The following is a 13,858-nucleotide window of genomic DNA, read 5'->3' on the forward strand; positions in this document are numbered from 1 at the left end:
GGGGGCGACAGGCGGGGAGCGGGCCCCCGGGAGCTCTCCCGGGGGCCGGTGTTCTTATCGGACGCCTACTCCGGGGGCGGCTACGATCACGCCCATGGAGCTCGGTGGGGCGTGGCGCCGGTGGCGAGGCCGTGGGACGGTCGCCGGACGGAGACTGGTGGCCGGGGCGGTGGCCCTTGTGGCCGTCGTCGCGGTGGGGGTGGCCGGGGCCGTCGCCGCCGGGGGCGAACAGCCCGTCCGCCAGGAGGACCGGTTCCTCGCGATGGCCGAGACCCCCGGCAGCACGCAGATCGTCCAGCTCGACACCTCCTTCTTCACCACCGGCAGCGGCCCGCGCCCCGCCGTCCTGCTCGGGCACGGCTTCGGCGGCTCCAAGGAGGGCGAGCGGGAGCGCGCCCGGAAGCTCGCCCGGCAGGGGTACGCGGTGCTGACCTGGTCGGCGCGCGGCTTCGGGCGCTCCGGCGGCAAGATCGGGCTGAACGCGCCGGACCGCGAGGTCGAGGACGTCAAGCACCTGGTCGACTGGCTGGCGCAGCGCCCCGAGGTGCGGTTGGACGGGCCCGGCGACCCCCGGGTGGGCATCACCGGCGCGTCCTACGGCGGTGCGGTGGCGCTGCTCGGCTCCGCGTACGACCGGCGGATCGACGCCGTGGCCAGTGCGATCACCTGGTGGAACCTGGCCGACGCGCTGTTCCCGCAGGGGGTGCGCGGCTCGGGCGCGGTCGACGGCGTGTTCAAGAAGCTGTGGTCCGGGATCTTCTTCACCACCGGTTCGGTGGGCGAACTCGGCCCGTCCGGCGGCGCGGCGCGTCCGGCCCTCGCTCCCGAGCAGGGCGGCGGGCAGGTCGGCTGCGGGCGGTTCCTGGACGAGCTGTGCCGGATGTACGACCGGGTGGCGACCGCCGGGCACGCCGACCCGGAGGCTGTGGCCCTGCTCGACCGGTCCAGCCCCTCCTCGGTCGCGGACCGGCTCAAGGTGCCCACGCTGGTGGTCCAGGGCCAGCAGGACTCGCTGTTCCCGCTCGACCAGGGCGACGCGATCGCCCGGGCGGTGGCCGCCAACGGCGCTCCGGTGGCGGTCGACTGGTTCGCGGGCGGGCACGACGGCGCGACCGACACCAGTGACCGGGTGGACGACCGGGTCACGGCCTGGTTCGACCGCTATCTGCGGGGGGACGGGGGCGCGGGCGACGGCGGGGGCGACACCGGCGCGGCGTTCCGGGTCACCCGGACCGGCGGAGTCGACTCGACCGGCTTCCAGGCGGTGCTGCGCGGCGCCACCGCCGACAGCTACCCCGGCCTCGGTGGCACCGGCTCGCGGCAGTTCGAGTTGAAGGCCCCGGACGGTGAACCCGAGCAGGCCTTCGCCAACCCGCCCGGCGGCGCGCCGTCCAACATCTCCGCCCTGCCGGGCCTCGGCGGCCTGCTCGGCCAGGCGTCCGCGCTGGGCGCCGGCCTCGGGCTGGACTTCCCCGGCCAGTTCGCCGCCTTCGAGTCGGCGCCGCTGGACTCCTCGGTCCATCTGACCGGGCAGCCGACCGTGCCGGTCCGGGTCCGGGCCGACCGGCCGGACGCGGTGCTCTTCGCCAAGCTGTACGACGTCGCCCCCGACGGCAGGCAGAGCCTGCCGCAGCAGCTGTCCGCCCCGCTGCGGGTGACCGGGGCGGACGCCCCCGACGGCCGGAGCGTCACCGTGGCGCTGCCCACCGTCGACCACACCTTCGACGCCGGGCACCGGCTGCGGCTGGTGCTCGCCGCCACCGACCTCGCGTACGCCTCGCCCGTCGAGCCCGCCACCTACCGGGCGGCTGTCACCGGGCCGGTCACCCTGCCCACCGTCGACGGGCTGGTCACCGACGCCGCGCCGCTGCCGTCCCGGACCTGGATGCTGCCGCTGGTCGCGCTCGCGCTGGCCGCCGGGCTGGTGCTGGTGCCCAGGCTGCGGGCGGCCAGGGCCGGGCGGCGCGCGCACGGACCCGCGTACGACCCGGCGCTCGCCGGGGTGCCGCTGGTGATCACCGGTCTGAGCAAGCGCTACAAGGGCGCCGCCGACCGGTACGCCGTCCGTGACCTGGGCTTCCGGGTGGAACGGGGGCAGGTGCTCGGCCTGCTCGGCCCCAACGGCGCCGGCAAGACCACCACGCTGCGGATGCTGATGGGGCTGATCCGGCCGGACGCCGGCGAGATCAGGATCTTCGGCCACCTGATCCGGCCGGGGGCACCCGTGCTCTCCCGGGTCGGCGCCTTCGTCGAGGGCGCGGGTTTCCTGCCGCACCTCACCGGGCGGGCCAATCTGCGGCTCTACTGGCAGGCCACCGGCCGTCCGGGGGCGGACGCCCATCTGGACGAGGCGCTCGCGATCGCCGGGCTCGGCGAGGCGCTGGACCGGGCGGTGCGCACCTACTCGCAGGGCATGCGGCAGCGGCTGGCGATCGCCCAGGCCATGCTCGGGCTGCCGGACCTGCTGATCCTCGACGAGCCGACCAACGGGCTCGACCCGCCGCAGATCCGGGAGATGCGCGAAGTGATGATCCGGTACGCGGCGGCCGGGCGGACCGTCATCGTCTCCAGCCACCTGCTGGCCGAGGTCGAGCAGAGCTGTACCGACCTGGTGGTGATGGACCGGGGCCGGCTGGTCACCACGGGCGCGGTCGCGGAGATCATCGGCGCGGGCTCGCAGCTGCTGATCGGCACCGGGGCCTCGTACAGCGCGGTGGAGCTGGCGGCGGCGGCCGACAAGGTCGCCGCGCTGGACGGGGTCGACACGGCGGAGGCCGTGGAGGGCGGACTGCTGGTCCGGCTGGACGGCATGGCGGCGAGCCGGCTGCTGGCCGAGCTGGTGCGGCTCGGGGTGCCGGTGGAGTCGGCCGGGCCGCAGCGCCGGCTGGAGGACGCGTTCCTGTCGCTGATCGGAGGTACGGCGTGAGTGCCGCGGTTGCTGAGGTGTCGGCCGATCACGCGGCCGGCTACCGGCCCGGGCGGACGCTGCCGTTCCGGGTCGAGGTGGTCCGCCAGCTGCGGCGGCGCCGCACGATGGTGATCGGCGGGGTGCTGGCGGCGATGCCGCTGGTCGTGCTGGCGGCGTTCGCGGTGGCCGGGACGCCGGGGCGGACCGACCGGACCACGTTCATCGAGCTCGCGACCTCGTCCGGGCCGAACTTCGCGGCCACCATGCTCTTCATGGGCACCGGCTTCATGCTGGTGATCCCGGTCGCGCTGTTCTGCGGGGACACGGTGGCCTCGGAGGCCAGCTGGTCCTCGCTGCGGTACCTGCTGGCCGCGCCGGTGCCGAGGGCGCGGCTGCTGATGCGCAAGTTCCTGGTCGGGCTGCTGTTCTCGGCGGCGGCCGTGCTGCTGCTGCCGCTGGTCGGGCTGGCGGTCGGCACGGCGGCGTACGGCTGGGGCGACCTGCGGCTGCCGGCCGGGGCGAGCCTGACCGCCGGCGAGGCGCTGCCCCGGCTGGCGGTCGCGGTGGCGTTCGTGTTCCTGAGCGAGGTCGTGATCGCCGCGCTCGCGTTCTGGCTCTCCACGGCCACGGACGCGCCGCTGGGGGCGGTCGGCGGGGCGGTGTTCGCCTCCATCGTCACCGGGGTGCTGGACGCCATCACCGCCCTCGGCGACCTGCGGGCGTGGCTGCCTGCGCACTGGCAGTACGCCTGGGCGGACGCCCTGCAGCCGCGGATGGAGTGGGGCGGGATGGTGCAGGGGGTCTCGCTGTCGCTGTCCTACGCGGTGGTGCTGCTGGCGCTCGCGTTCCGGGGCTTCGCGCGCAAGGACGTGGTGTCGTAGCCGTGCGGGAGGTCGTGCGGGAGGTCGTGCGGGAGGTGGCCCCGCCCGCCGGGGGACGGCGGGCGGGGTCCTCCGGCGGGGGCTACTTGACGGGGGAGTAGACCCGCTCGATCTGCTGGGTGCCGGACTTGGTGCGGTAGGAGCGCGACCACTTGGTGGTGGCGTCCTTGCGGGTCCGGTCGGAGAGGACGTAGTAGTCCATCTGGGTCTGGGCCGGGGTGACCTCCAGGACGCCGTAGCCGTGGGAGTCGAGGTCGACCCACTGGACGTGGCGGTTGGCGCCCTTGATCGCGGCGGCGGCGACCAGCGAGAGGGTCTGCGGCGCGACCTTGAGGAAGTCGTCGATGTTGTCCGAGGTGACCGAGGTGACCACGAACTCGGTGGCGACGCTGCCCGACAGCGGGTAGGTGGCGGCCTCCTCGGGGACGTCCGAGGCCCAGGCCGAGTGGATGTCGCCGGTCAGGAAGACGGTGTTGGTGATGCCGTTCGACTTCAGGTGGCCGAGCAGCTCGCGGCGGTCGTGGGTGTAGCCGTCCCACTGGTCGGTGTTGACCGCCAGGCCCTCGCCGGGCAGGCCGAGCAGCTTGGCCAGCGGGCGCAGCAGGTAGTCCGGCAGCGAGAAGAGGGCGACCGGGGAGATCATCACCTCGTTGCCGATCAGGCGCCAGGTGGTGTCGGAGGCGGCGAGGCCGGACTTCAGCCAGTCCATCTGGGCGCGGCCGGTGAGGGTGCGGTCGGCCGAGTCGACGTCGCCGTTGCCGACCTTGACCTGCTGGGAGCGGAACGAGCGCTGGTCCATCAGGTGCAGGTCGGCGAGCTTGCCGTAGCGCAGGCGGCGGTAGGTGGTGCCGGCGATGGACGGGCGGACCGGCATCCACTCGAAGTAGGCCTGCTTGGCGGCGGCCATCCGGGCCGTCCAGTCGCCCTCGGTGCCCGGGGTGTGGTTCTCGGCGCCGCCGGACCAGGCGTCGTTGGCGAACTCGTGGTCGTCCCAGATCGCGATGGTCGGGACCTGTGCGTGCAGCGCCTGGAGGTCCTCGTCCGTCTTGTAGCGGCCGTGCCGGGTGCGGTAGTCGGCGAGGCTGAGGATCTCGTGGGCGGGGGCGTGCGGGCGGACCACGGAGCCGCGGGCGCAGAACTCGCCGCTCTTGTACTCGTAGATGTAGTCGCCGAGGAAGAGGAAGGCGTCGAGGTCGCCGCGGGCGGCGAGGTGGCGGTAGGCCGAGAAGTAGCCGGCCTCCCAGTTGGCGCAGGAGGCCACGCCGAAGCGGAGCCGGTCGAGGGCGGCGTCGGCGGCCGGGGTGGTGTGGGTGCGGCCGACCGGGGAGGCCACGGCGCCGGCGGTGAAGCGGTACCAGTAGGCGGTGTCCGGGGTGAGGCCGCGGACGTCCACCTTGACGGTGTGGTCGGTGGTGGCGTCGCTGGTCACGGTGCCGCTCGCGGCTATCCGGGCGAAGCCCTTGTCGGCGGCGAGTTCCCAGCGGACCTCGGTGCCGGCGCCCAGGCCGGAGCCGGGCACGGCCTCGGGGGCGGGGGTGACCCGGGTCCAGAGCAGGATGCCGTCGGGCAGCGGGTCGCCCGAGGCGACGCCGTGGAGGAACTGCGGGGCGGTGGCGGCCTGGGCGGCGGCGGCGCCGAGGGCGAGCGGCAGGGCGGCGGCGCCCGCGACGGCGGCGGTGGCCTTGAGCACCTGGCGTCGGTGGGGGCGGGCGGCGGTCATGTCATTGACAAGGTCAGTCACGGCGGACAGGCTACCGGTGGGTAATGCAGTGTTCCATATGCTGAACTGACTGTTCGTCGCCGCTTCACCGCGACGTGACGTCCCGCCACCCCGCCGGGTGCGCGCGGCCACCCGGCGGACATGCGCGATGATGGGAGGCTGTTCCGGCCCCCGTCGCAAGGAAGTCCCGCCCGTGGCACACGTCCTGTTCCTCCACTCCGTGTACGGCCTGCGCCCCGCCGTCCAGGTTGCCGCCGACCGGCTGCGCGCCGCCGGGCACACCGTGCACACCCCCGACTTCTTCGAGGGGCGGACCTTCGACGACGTCGAGGAGGCCATGGCCCACAAGGAGGAGATCGGCAGCGACGAGCTGCTGCGCCGGGCCGTCGGGGCCGCGGCTCCGCTGCTGGGCACCGGGACACCGCTCGTCTACGCCGGCCTCTCGCTCGGCGGCTCGCTCGCCCAGAACCTCGCGCTCGCCGACGAGAAGGCCCTCGGCCTGCTGCTCCTGCACGGCACCTCGGACATCCGCGAGGACGCGGCCACCGCGATCCCCGTCCAGCTGCACGTGGCCGAGCCGGACCCGTTCGAGTCGGAGGACTGGCTGAACGCCTGGTACCTGGGGATGCGCAGGGCCGGTGCGGACGTGGAGGTGCACCGCTACCGCGGCGCCGGCCACCTGTTCACCGACCCCGAGCTGCCGGACTACGACGCCGAGGCGGCGGAGCAGGCGTGGGCGGTCGCCCTGGACTTCCTGGCGGAGCTGGACGCCGCCTAGTCCGTGGCTCCTGTTGCGCGGGAAGTCGGCGTGGCCGACTTCCCGCGCAGGGGGCCGGAACGGGCCTTCCCTGCTCTCACGGCTCCAGCCGGTGCGGGCCGCGGAACAGGAACGTGACCTCGCGGATGCTGGGGACGTCGAGCAGGAGCATCAGCAGCCTGCCGAGACCGAGGCCGAGGCCGCCGTGGGGCGGGGTCCCGAAGCGGAAGCAGTCGAGATAGCCGGCGAGCGGCCCGGTGGCCATGCCCTTCTCGCGGGCCTGGGCGACGAGGCGCTCGTAACGGTGCTCGCGCTGGGCGCCGGTGGTGATCTCGACGCCTTTCCAGAGCAGGTCGAAGGACTCGGTGACGGTGGGGTCGTCCTCGGGCCGCAGGTGGTAGAACGGGCGGACGGAGGCGGGGAAGCGGGTGACGAACACGAACTCGTGCCCGGTCTCCCCGGCGACGAGCGCGGAGAGCCTGCGCTCGCCCTCGGGGTCGAGGTCCTCCTTGACGCCCTCGGGGTCCCAGCCGGTGGCCCGGAGCCTGGCGAGGGCGTCGGCCATCGTGATACGGGGGAACGGCGCCTCGGGGACGACGACCCGGGCGCCGAAGTGCTCGGCGACGGCGTCGCCGTGGCGCTCCGCGACCCGCTGGAGGACGCGCCGGAGGAGGCGTTCCTCGAAGGCCATGACGTCCTCGACGCCGTCGATCCAGGCGAGTTCGGCGTCCACGCCGGTGAACTCGGTGGCGTGGCGGGAGGTGAAGGACGGTTCGGCACGGAAGACGGGGCCGATCTCGAAGACCTTGTCGATGCCGCCCGCGATGGCCATCTGCTTGTAGAACTGCGGGGACTGGGCGAGGTAGGCGGTGCGGTCGAAGTAGCCGACCTTGAAGACCTCGGCCCCGGACTCGGAGGCAGTGCCCATGAGCTTCGGGGTGTGGAGTTCGGTGAAGCCCTCCTCGGCGGTGACCTCGCGCATGGCCTGCTCGACGGTGGTCTGGACGGCGAACACGAGCTGCTGCGAGGGCCTGCGGACGTCGAGGAAGCGCCAGTCGAGGCGCTGGTCCAGGGCGGTGTTCTCGTCGATGGGCAGCTTCGGATCGGCCGGCGACACGACCTCGACGCGCTCGGGGACCACCTCCAGACCGCCGAGCTTGACGTGGGGGTTGCCGACGACCCTGCCGGTGATCTTCACGGCGGACTCGGTGGTGACGCTCTCGAAGGCCGCCTCGATCCCGTCGCCCTCGCCGCCCCGGGCGTGGGTGACCTGGACGAGACCGGTGTGGTCGCGGACCAGCACGAACTGCATGCGCCGCTGGAGGCGGAGGGTGTTGATCCAGCCGTAGACGGTGACCGTCTCGTCGAGGTGGCTGGGAAGGTCTGCGACGAGGGTACGCGTCATGGTCGGCAACTCCCTGGTTGCGGGCGCGTTGGTCGCGCCACTGGGTCGGGCGGTAGACGGCCGCCCGGGGACTGGCGTCACCATAGCCGGAGGGGTCGCGCCGGTGCCTCCGGATTAAGCGGTGCGTGATCAAGTGAGGCTGGACTTGGCAAATATCCGCCAGGCCGGATTGCTGGGGCGTAGCGGGCTTCGGACGCATTCGTGCGGGTTGATCGCCGGGGCCGGGGGAATGGCCTGCCCATGGAGTCAGCTCTTTCCGCGTGGGCACGGTCGGTCGCCGAGCACGAGCTCGCCCTTTCGCTTCCTCGACGATGGGCGCACTCGAAAGGGGTTGCCCGGCGGGCTCTGCACCTCGCCCCGGTCCTGGAGGGCCAAGTGGAGCTGCTGGCCTCGGCTGCGGTGCTTCATGATGTGGGTTACGCCCCGCGGCTCGCGATGACGGGCTTTCATCCACTGGACGGAGCTCGGTTCCTCCGTGATGTCCATGGCGCTGACGATCGGCTTGTTCGGTTGGTGGCGAACCACTCGTTCGCGCTTCTGGAGGCTGAGGAGCGAGGGATGCGAGAACCACTTGAACTTGAGTTTCCCGTTCTGGAGAACGGGCTTCTGGTGGATGCGTTGGTGTGGTGCGACATGACGACCACGCCCGATGGAGAGCCGACGGCCGCGGAGGCGAGGGTGACGGAGATCGTCGGCCGTTACGGTGCGGACAGTGTGGTGGGGCGATTCATCCGCCGAGCGACGCCGCAGATCTTCGCGGCGGTTGCGCAGATGGAGGCGGCGCTGGCTGCTCAGCCGAGGTAGGGGTAGGTGCCGGCGAGGTAGTCGCCGATCTGTTGGCGCATGCTGGGGTGAATGTCATACCGGTCGAGGTCGGCGGGCTGGATCCAGCGGACGCCGTCGGCCTCGTCGTTGATCGTGGGCTCGCCGCCGACAGAGCGGCCGATGTAGGTGTTCTCGTACTGCTGGCGGATCTCGCCGTCGGAGTAGGCGACGATGTGGTGCGGGTTGGTGTAGACGCCCAGGAAGCCGGTCACCTCGGCGATGACGCCGGTTTCCTCCAGGCATTCGCGCACCGCGCACTGGGCGGCGGTCTCGCCGATGTCCTGCGCTCCACCCGGCAGCGCCCACTGGCCGGTGTCGCGACGGCGCTGCAGCAGGATGGCACCGCTGTCGTCGACCACGAGGAGGTTGCTGGCGGGGATCAGGGTGTTGGCCTTCGGGGCGTCGGGGTCGTTGAGGTACTCAGTCCTGCCCATGCGTGGTGGTCCTCTCCGGTTCGGGCGTCCAGGGCTTTGCGCTGTCCCAGACGGCTTCGAAGCTCTGAGCGTAGTTGTCGAACCAGCCCGTGGAGTCGAGTCTCTTGAGGTGGAGCAGGGGATTGGCGCTCGCGGGCTGACCCCACACGTGCGGGTTGACCAGGAGATCGCTGTCGTAGCGGAACAGTGAGTTGTAGAGCGTGGTGTCGTGGAGGCGCACCTCGCAGCCGGCCTTTGTCGACAGGCTCCGGTAGTAGGTGAGCGAGGCCCGGATCTTCGCGGCCAGGGAGTCGCCGATGCCCTCCTCGCGGCCCCGGACAGCGGCGGCCCGGCCGTTCGGGTCTCCGAAGCAGAGACGGACGTGAACGCCGGCGGCGGCCCGTTCCGCGAGCATCCCGGCAACGTGCGGATTGGTCTGGGCGAAGAACGTCCCGGAGAACACGAGCACGTCGATCTGTGTCTCGGCCTTCTGGAGCAGGGACAGCCACACCTCCCCGGGCACGCTCGCCCGGTTGGCATAGGTACCGACCAGCTCGATGCCGACCGTGTCCGGTCGGCCTGACCGGGGCTGCGGCACAGGCCAGAGGAAAGTCTCCTCCACTCGTAAGTGCTGGGCGGCAGCGAAGCGGTGTCGAGGATGCGGCACGCGCCCGCCGAGCCAACGGCCTACGGTTTTGGGGTCCACTTCGCACGTGGCGGCGAGGGACTCGGGGGAGACACCTCGTTGGGCGAGTACGGAGCGGAGTCGCTCGTTCACGGATCCAATACAAGCCGAGGCGTGCCCGGGTTCGCAAGGACGTCGCGGGACGTTCGGGAGAGCGTGGCCACGGGGGTCGACAGCCAGGCCGACCTCGTCGCCGCCGGCGCGAGTACCGTGCTGCCGGATCTGGCGGACAGCGTAGGTCTTCTGGCACTCCTGCGGTCGTTCGCGACGCACTGAAAACGTCCCAGGACGTCCTGGAACCGTCCCGGGATGCGGTGCCGCGGTCCCGACACTCCCCGCCACCATCAGGTCACCAACCAGATACCCGACCGACGGAGACCCACATGATCGGCGAAGTGACCGGGATCCAGCGGATCCGGATGCTCTACCTGCAGCTGCTGTACCGCTGCAACTTCGAGTGCCTGCACTGCTTCCACGGCGAGCGTCTCAAGCACGCCGACGCGTTCTCCGCAGAGGAAGCCATCGACCTTCTCACTCTCATGCATGACCAGTACGGAACCGAGGCCGTCACCCTGCTCGGCGGCGAGCCGTTCGTCTACAAGGACCTGACGCAGGTCGTCCGCTACGCCAAACAGGAGCTCGGTCTGCAGGTCGAGATCTGCACCAACGGCTACCGCATCGAGCGCCGGCTCACGGAGATCGCCCCTTACCTCGACCTGCTGAGGGTGTCGCTGGAGGGCATCGGGGCGACCAACGACCACATCCGAAAGTTCGGTAGTTACCAGGGCGCGCTGAGCGTGCTCGACCTGGCGCGGGAGCTCGGCATCGCCACAGGGGCCACCATGACGGTGACCGCCCGCAATTTCGACGAGGTGCTGCCGCTGGCTCGAACCCTCCAGGACTTCGGCGCCCGGCAGTTGAAGCTCCACTGCATGCGTCCGGTCGGCAATGCGGTCGACCATCCCGAGCTGCTCGTGACCGAGCCCGCCGTCTACGCCCGCCTACGCGAACAGCTGAAGGGTGCGAAGCTCGCGATCGAGGTGATCGTCGACGAGGACCTGTCCGAGGACGGCGCCCCGGAGGTCTGCGCTCCCGTCGGCGGACCGCGGGAGATCGAGCGGATCGAGGCCGACCCGCGCGGTGCGCTCACCATGTCCTGCAAGGCCGTCGGCAAGGACTCGCACGCCTTCTGGTACGACAAGCTCGCCGGCCACATCGTCCACCGACCGTCCGCGACCGACGAGCTCACCCTCGCTGTGCCGGATGTGGTGTACGCCCGTGTCTGACCGCCCGCTGTTCGAGAGCATCGAAGGGCTCCGCGGCACCGGCAAGTCGACCGTCGCGCCGATGCTTGCCGCAGTCCGCGAGGCAGTCCTCGTCCCCACCGTGCCGCTCTTCTACCAACCCCTGCGGCGCGAGATCGACCTGCGGGACAACGTCGAGGCCCGGATGAGCTTCTATCTCTCCGCGCTCTTCACCGCTGTCGATGAGATACAGCGCCACCTCGCCGCCGGTACCCCGGTCGTCGTGGAGAGCTTCCTTGCCCGGTGTCTGGTCAACCACCACGCCCTCGGAGCGCGCCTCAGCGTCACACTGCCGCCGGACCTGCCCCACCCTGTCACATACCAGCTGTTCTGCACGGAGGAGGAGCGTCTGCGCCGCCTTGCCGAGCGGGACAAGCCGACCTCCCGGTGGGACGCCCTCGGTGAGGACGCCGCGGGGCGGATCGCCGCCGCCTACGCGCAGTTCTCGATGCACCGGGTGGACACCACTGGCCTTGAGCCGGATCAGGTCGTCCGGGCCATCCTGGCCACCGACACGCAAGGAGCCCATCGCCGTGCAGACGCAGAGCCTATGGGAGCACACCCTCACCTTCTTCCCCCAGTTCCTCGCGGCCCTGAAGGAGCACGCACCCCCTGACGCCACCGTCGCGGTCATCGGCGCGAGCGACGGCAAGTTCGTCCTTCCGCTGGCCGCCGCCGGCTACCGCGTCATCGCCGTCGAACGCGACCCGCTCGCACTTCACGGCGGCGAGGTCCGCCTGCCTGGCTTCGTCATTGCCCGAGCAATGGGCCTGATCGACCGTCTCAAGATCGAAGGGCTCTACGACCGGGTCCAAGTCGTCGAGGAGGACTTCCTCGATTCCGAGCCGCTCGACAGGCTCTGCGACGCAGTCTGGACCAGTTGCTCCTGGCACTACAGCGCCAACCACCACCGCCCGCTCGCCGAATTCGTCGCCCGCATGCAGCTCCTGGTGCGCCCCGGCGGCCTGTTCGGCGCGGAGTTCATGATGCCGGTGGAGCCGCGCCACCACCTGGTCGAGCACTACACGTCACCTGAGAAGCTCAGCCGCCACTTCATCAGCGCCTGGCACCTGTTGTTGACGCTGCGGACGGCGGAGTTCACCGAGCGGGCCCACCTCGGCCGGCTCAGGGACCACACCCACCGGATGGGACTGCTTCTCGCAGCCCGCACGCCCGGCCCCCCTCACCTACACGAGAAGAAGAACTCATGAAGCACGAGTACGAGGCCAAGTTCCTCGCCGTCGACGTATCCGACCTTCAGGCGCGCTTGACCGCCCTGGGAGCCGTCCAGGCGTTCCCCCGGACCCTGCTCACCAGGAAGATCTTCGAGAACGACGCACTCGACGGCGGCGCATGGGTCCGTCTGCGCGACGAGGGCACCCGCTCCACACTGACGCTCAAGCAGGTCACCGACTCCACCACGATCGACGGCACCACCGAGATCGAGACCGAGGTCACCGATCTGCCGGCCATGGCCGAGATCTTGCGCAGCCTCGGACTGCGGGAGGTCCGTTATCAGGAGAACTACCGTGAGGAGTGGCACCTGGGCGAGGTCGCGTTCGACTTCGACACCTGGCCCGACCTCCCCACCTTCGTGGAGATCGAAGGCCCCGACGAGGCGTCCGTCCGCCAGGCCGCGACCCTGCTCGAACTCGACTACTCCGAAGCCCGGTTCGGTAGCGTCGATGAGATCTACAAGAGCGAGGCAGGTCGCGACATCCTCGCCGAGTCGACGCTTCTCTTTGCGGACGAGTAGCGGCTCGACACAGCGCAGGCTTCCGGCCGCCTTCGTCGTGTGCGACGAAGGCGGCCGAATTCGTGCCCGTTGGGAGCCTCAGCGCAGGTGGTCGAAGGCGCCGGACTTCGCGCCGTCGAGGAGGGCGCCGATTTCGGCGCGGGTGTAGACGAGTGGGGTCTGCGTCGGGGTCTTGGAGTCGCGGATGGCGATGAACTGGCCTATCACGCCGAACTCGACGCAGTTGTCGCCGCCACCGCTGAACGGGGACTTCTCCCAGGAGACGTCGGAGAAGTCGAGTTCGGCAGGGTCGGGCTTGTTGATCACTTTCGCGTCTCCTTGAGCAACTCGTGCAGGTGGGTATGGGTTTCGGGCGGTCCGAGGGCGCGGGCCCGGAGGTGATCGAAGACCTCGGTGTAGAGCTTCACATCCTTGGAGCCCTCGAAGTAGACCGAGTTGGGTCCATTCTCGACCCACACGACATCCGGATTGGGCTCGGGGAAGCTCATGATGACGAAGGGGCCGTCCAGGCCGGGGTGAAGGCCGGCGCTGAACGGGAGGAGCTGCACGGTGATGTTGGTCCGCGCACCCATGTCCAGCAGGTGTTGCAGTTGGCCGCGCAGAAGCTCGGGAGTCTCAGCGAGTCGACGAATGGCTGCCTCGTCGATGACAGCCCAGAGCTTGACGGCCTGCTCGCCCGTGAGCAGGCCGTGGCGCGTCATTCTCACCTTGACCAGCTCTTCGACCTGGGGCGGCTCCAGATCGAAACGCATGACAGTCAGCACGTGGCGGGCATATTCCTCGGTCTGGAGCAGCCCGGGGATCAGTTCGGATTCGTAGGTGAGCAAGGAAGAGGCGCTGGACTCCAGGGCCAGGTAGCCGCCGTACTTCGTGGTGTTGATGACGGCGGAGTACTTCCTCCACCACGGTTGCCGCTGCGCCGCGTCGGCGCGGACCAGGTCGAGGATGTCCTCGCGGGCTGCCGGGTCGGTTATGCCGTAGCAGTCCAGAAGCGCCTTCGCGAGTACCGGGGTTGTCCCACGGTCGCCGTTCTCGATGCGGCTCAGCGAGCCCTGGCTGACCTCCACCACGGCGGACACCTCGGTCAGCGTCAGTCCGGCCTGTGCTCTCAACTCCTTGAAGCGAGCGGAGAGCTGGCGTCGGTACACCGAGGGCGGTGCCGGGTTCCTCTTCCATGCCATGGGCAGCAGTGTGCCACCTGGAG

The 13,858-nt window shown here is 70.8% G+C and carries 14 protein-coding genes; 8 read left to right on the plus strand and 6 right to left on the minus strand.

Annotation, left to right across the window (positions count from 1 at the left end):
- Positions 1-94 precede the first annotated feature (94 nt).
- Together SM793_RS13040 and SM793_RS13045 are read left to right on the plus strand one after the other, a co-directional pair.
- Positions 95-2,926 carry an alpha/beta fold hydrolase gene (locus SM793_RS13040; RefSeq protein WP_320438301.1) on the plus strand — a complete coding sequence of 944 codons (2,832 nt, stop codon included), beginning with the start codon at positions 95-97 and terminating at the stop codon, positions 2,924-2,926.
- Positions 2,923-3,789 (plus strand): ABC transporter permease, encoded by an 867-nt coding sequence (locus SM793_RS13045; RefSeq protein WP_320438302.1) that lies wholly within the window; start codon positions 2,923-2,925, stop codon positions 3,787-3,789. Before SM793_RS13040 ends, SM793_RS13045 begins: the two co-directional genes overlap by 4 nt.
- An 82-nt stretch (positions 3,790-3,871) precedes the next feature.
- On the opposite strand, the gene SM793_RS13050 is transcribed toward SM793_RS13045, so the two are convergent.
- The gene (locus SM793_RS13050) at positions 3,872-5,509 is read right to left on the minus strand and encodes an alkaline phosphatase D family protein (RefSeq protein WP_320438356.1); all 1,638 of its coding nucleotides are present in this window, start codon (positions 5,507-5,509) and stop codon (positions 3,872-3,874) included.
- A 151-nt stretch (positions 5,510-5,660) separates the two neighbouring features.
- On the opposite strand from SM793_RS13050, the gene SM793_RS13055 reads away from it, so the two are divergent.
- On the plus strand, positions 5,661-6,287 hold the full coding sequence (locus SM793_RS13055; protein WP_413815947.1) for a dienelactone hydrolase family protein: 627 nt from the start codon (positions 5,661-5,663) through the stop codon (positions 6,285-6,287).
- A 76-nt stretch (positions 6,288-6,363) separates the two neighbouring features.
- Here SM793_RS13055 and aspS read toward each other — a convergent pair whose 3' ends face one another.
- The gene (gene aspS / locus SM793_RS13060; RefSeq protein ID WP_320438304.1) at positions 6,364-7,671 is read right to left on the minus strand and encodes an aspartate--tRNA(Asn) ligase; all 1,308 of its coding nucleotides are present in this window, start codon (positions 7,669-7,671) and stop codon (positions 6,364-6,366) included.
- Positions 7,672-7,911: 240 nt separating this feature from the next.
- On the opposite strand from aspS, the gene SM793_RS13065 reads away from it, so the two are divergent.
- Positions 7,912-8,475 carry an HD domain-containing protein gene (locus tag SM793_RS13065; RefSeq protein WP_320438305.1) on the plus strand — a complete coding sequence of 188 codons (564 nt, stop codon included), beginning with the start codon at positions 7,912-7,914 and terminating at the stop codon, positions 8,473-8,475.
- Here SM793_RS13065 and SM793_RS13070 read toward each other — a convergent pair.
- The gene (locus tag SM793_RS13070; protein WP_320438306.1) at positions 8,463-8,930 is read right to left on the minus strand and encodes an NUDIX domain-containing protein; all 468 of its coding nucleotides are present in this window, start codon (positions 8,928-8,930) and stop codon (positions 8,463-8,465) included. The genes SM793_RS13065 and SM793_RS13070 overlap by 13 nt on opposite strands.
- Positions 8,917-9,687, minus strand: a complete 771-nt coding sequence (locus tag SM793_RS13075; protein ID WP_320438307.1) for a helix-turn-helix transcriptional regulator — start codon at positions 9,685-9,687, stop codon at positions 8,917-8,919. Before SM793_RS13075 ends, SM793_RS13070 begins: the two co-directional genes overlap by 14 nt.
- A 290-nt stretch (positions 9,688-9,977) precedes the next feature.
- Between SM793_RS13075 and SM793_RS13080 the strand changes: the two genes are divergently transcribed.
- Genes SM793_RS13080 through SM793_RS13095 form a run of 4 tightly spaced genes read left to right on the plus strand, consistent with a single transcriptional unit; the run spans position 9,978 to position 12,654 of the window.
- Positions 9,978-10,880: a radical SAM protein gene (locus SM793_RS13080; RefSeq protein ID WP_320438308.1), complete on the plus strand. Its 903-nt coding sequence runs from the start codon at positions 9,978-9,980 to the stop codon at positions 10,878-10,880.
- Positions 10,873-11,514 carry a hypothetical protein gene (locus SM793_RS13085; protein ID WP_320438309.1) on the plus strand — a complete coding sequence of 214 codons (642 nt, stop codon included), beginning with the start codon at positions 10,873-10,875 and terminating at the stop codon, positions 11,512-11,514. The genes SM793_RS13080 and SM793_RS13085 overlap by 8 nt, the downstream gene beginning before the upstream one ends.
- Complete coding sequence (locus SM793_RS13090) at positions 11,432-12,109, plus strand: class I SAM-dependent methyltransferase (RefSeq protein ID WP_320438310.1); 678 nt, start codon at positions 11,432-11,434, stop codon at positions 12,107-12,109. The genes SM793_RS13085 and SM793_RS13090 overlap by 83 nt, the downstream gene beginning before the upstream one ends.
- Positions 12,106-12,654: a class IV adenylate cyclase gene (locus tag SM793_RS13095; protein WP_320438311.1), complete on the plus strand. Its 549-nt coding sequence runs from the start codon at positions 12,106-12,108 to the stop codon at positions 12,652-12,654. The genes SM793_RS13090 and SM793_RS13095 overlap by 4 nt, the downstream gene beginning before the upstream one ends.
- Before the next feature lie 78 nt (positions 12,655-12,732).
- On the opposite strand, the gene SM793_RS13100 is transcribed toward SM793_RS13095, so the two are convergent.
- The gene (locus SM793_RS13100; protein WP_320438312.1) at positions 12,733-12,960 is read right to left on the minus strand and encodes a DUF397 domain-containing protein; all 228 of its coding nucleotides are present in this window, start codon (positions 12,958-12,960) and stop codon (positions 12,733-12,735) included.
- Positions 12,957-13,835 (minus strand): helix-turn-helix transcriptional regulator, encoded by an 879-nt coding sequence (locus tag SM793_RS13105; RefSeq protein WP_320438313.1) that lies wholly within the window; start codon positions 13,833-13,835, stop codon positions 12,957-12,959. The genes SM793_RS13100 and SM793_RS13105 overlap by 4 nt, the downstream gene beginning before the upstream one ends.
- Positions 13,836-13,858 lie beyond the last annotated feature (23 nt).

This window comes from Kitasatospora purpeofusca, from assembly GCF_034043715.1.
In the GTDB taxonomy this organism is placed as follows: domain Bacteria; phylum Actinomycetota; class Actinomycetes; order Streptomycetales; family Streptomycetaceae; genus Kitasatospora; species Kitasatospora purpeofusca_A.

What these genes read in the sequence shown, in the direction of transcription:
- SM793_RS13040 (WP_320438301.1), top strand. Translation starts at nt 95, where the DNA reads ATGGAGCTCGGTGGGGCGTGGCGCCGGTGGCGAGGCCGTGGGACGGTC.
- SM793_RS13050 (WP_320438356.1), bottom strand. Translation starts at nt 5,509, where the DNA reads ATGACCGCCGCCCGCCCCCACCGACGCCAGGTGCTCAAGGCCACCGCC.
- SM793_RS13055 (WP_413815947.1), top strand. Translation starts at nt 5,661, where the DNA reads ATGGGAGGCTGTTCCGGCCCCCGTCGCAAGGAAGTCCCGCCCGTGGCA.
- aspS (WP_320438304.1), bottom strand. Translation starts at nt 7,671, where the DNA reads ATGACGCGTACCCTCGTCGCAGACCTTCCCAGCCACCTCGACGAGACG.
- SM793_RS13065 (WP_320438305.1), top strand. Translation starts at nt 7,912, where the DNA reads ATGGAGTCAGCTCTTTCCGCGTGGGCACGGTCGGTCGCCGAGCACGAG.
- SM793_RS13070 (WP_320438306.1), bottom strand. Translation starts at nt 8,930, where the DNA reads ATGGGCAGGACTGAGTACCTCAACGACCCCGACGCCCCGAAGGCCAAC.
- SM793_RS13080 (WP_320438308.1), top strand. Translation starts at nt 9,978, where the DNA reads ATGATCGGCGAAGTGACCGGGATCCAGCGGATCCGGATGCTCTACCTG.
- SM793_RS13095 (WP_320438311.1), top strand. Translation starts at nt 12,106, where the DNA reads ATGAAGCACGAGTACGAGGCCAAGTTCCTCGCCGTCGACGTATCCGAC.
- SM793_RS13105 (WP_320438313.1), bottom strand. Translation starts at nt 13,835, where the DNA reads ATGGCATGGAAGAGGAACCCGGCACCGCCCTCGGTGTACCGACGCCAG.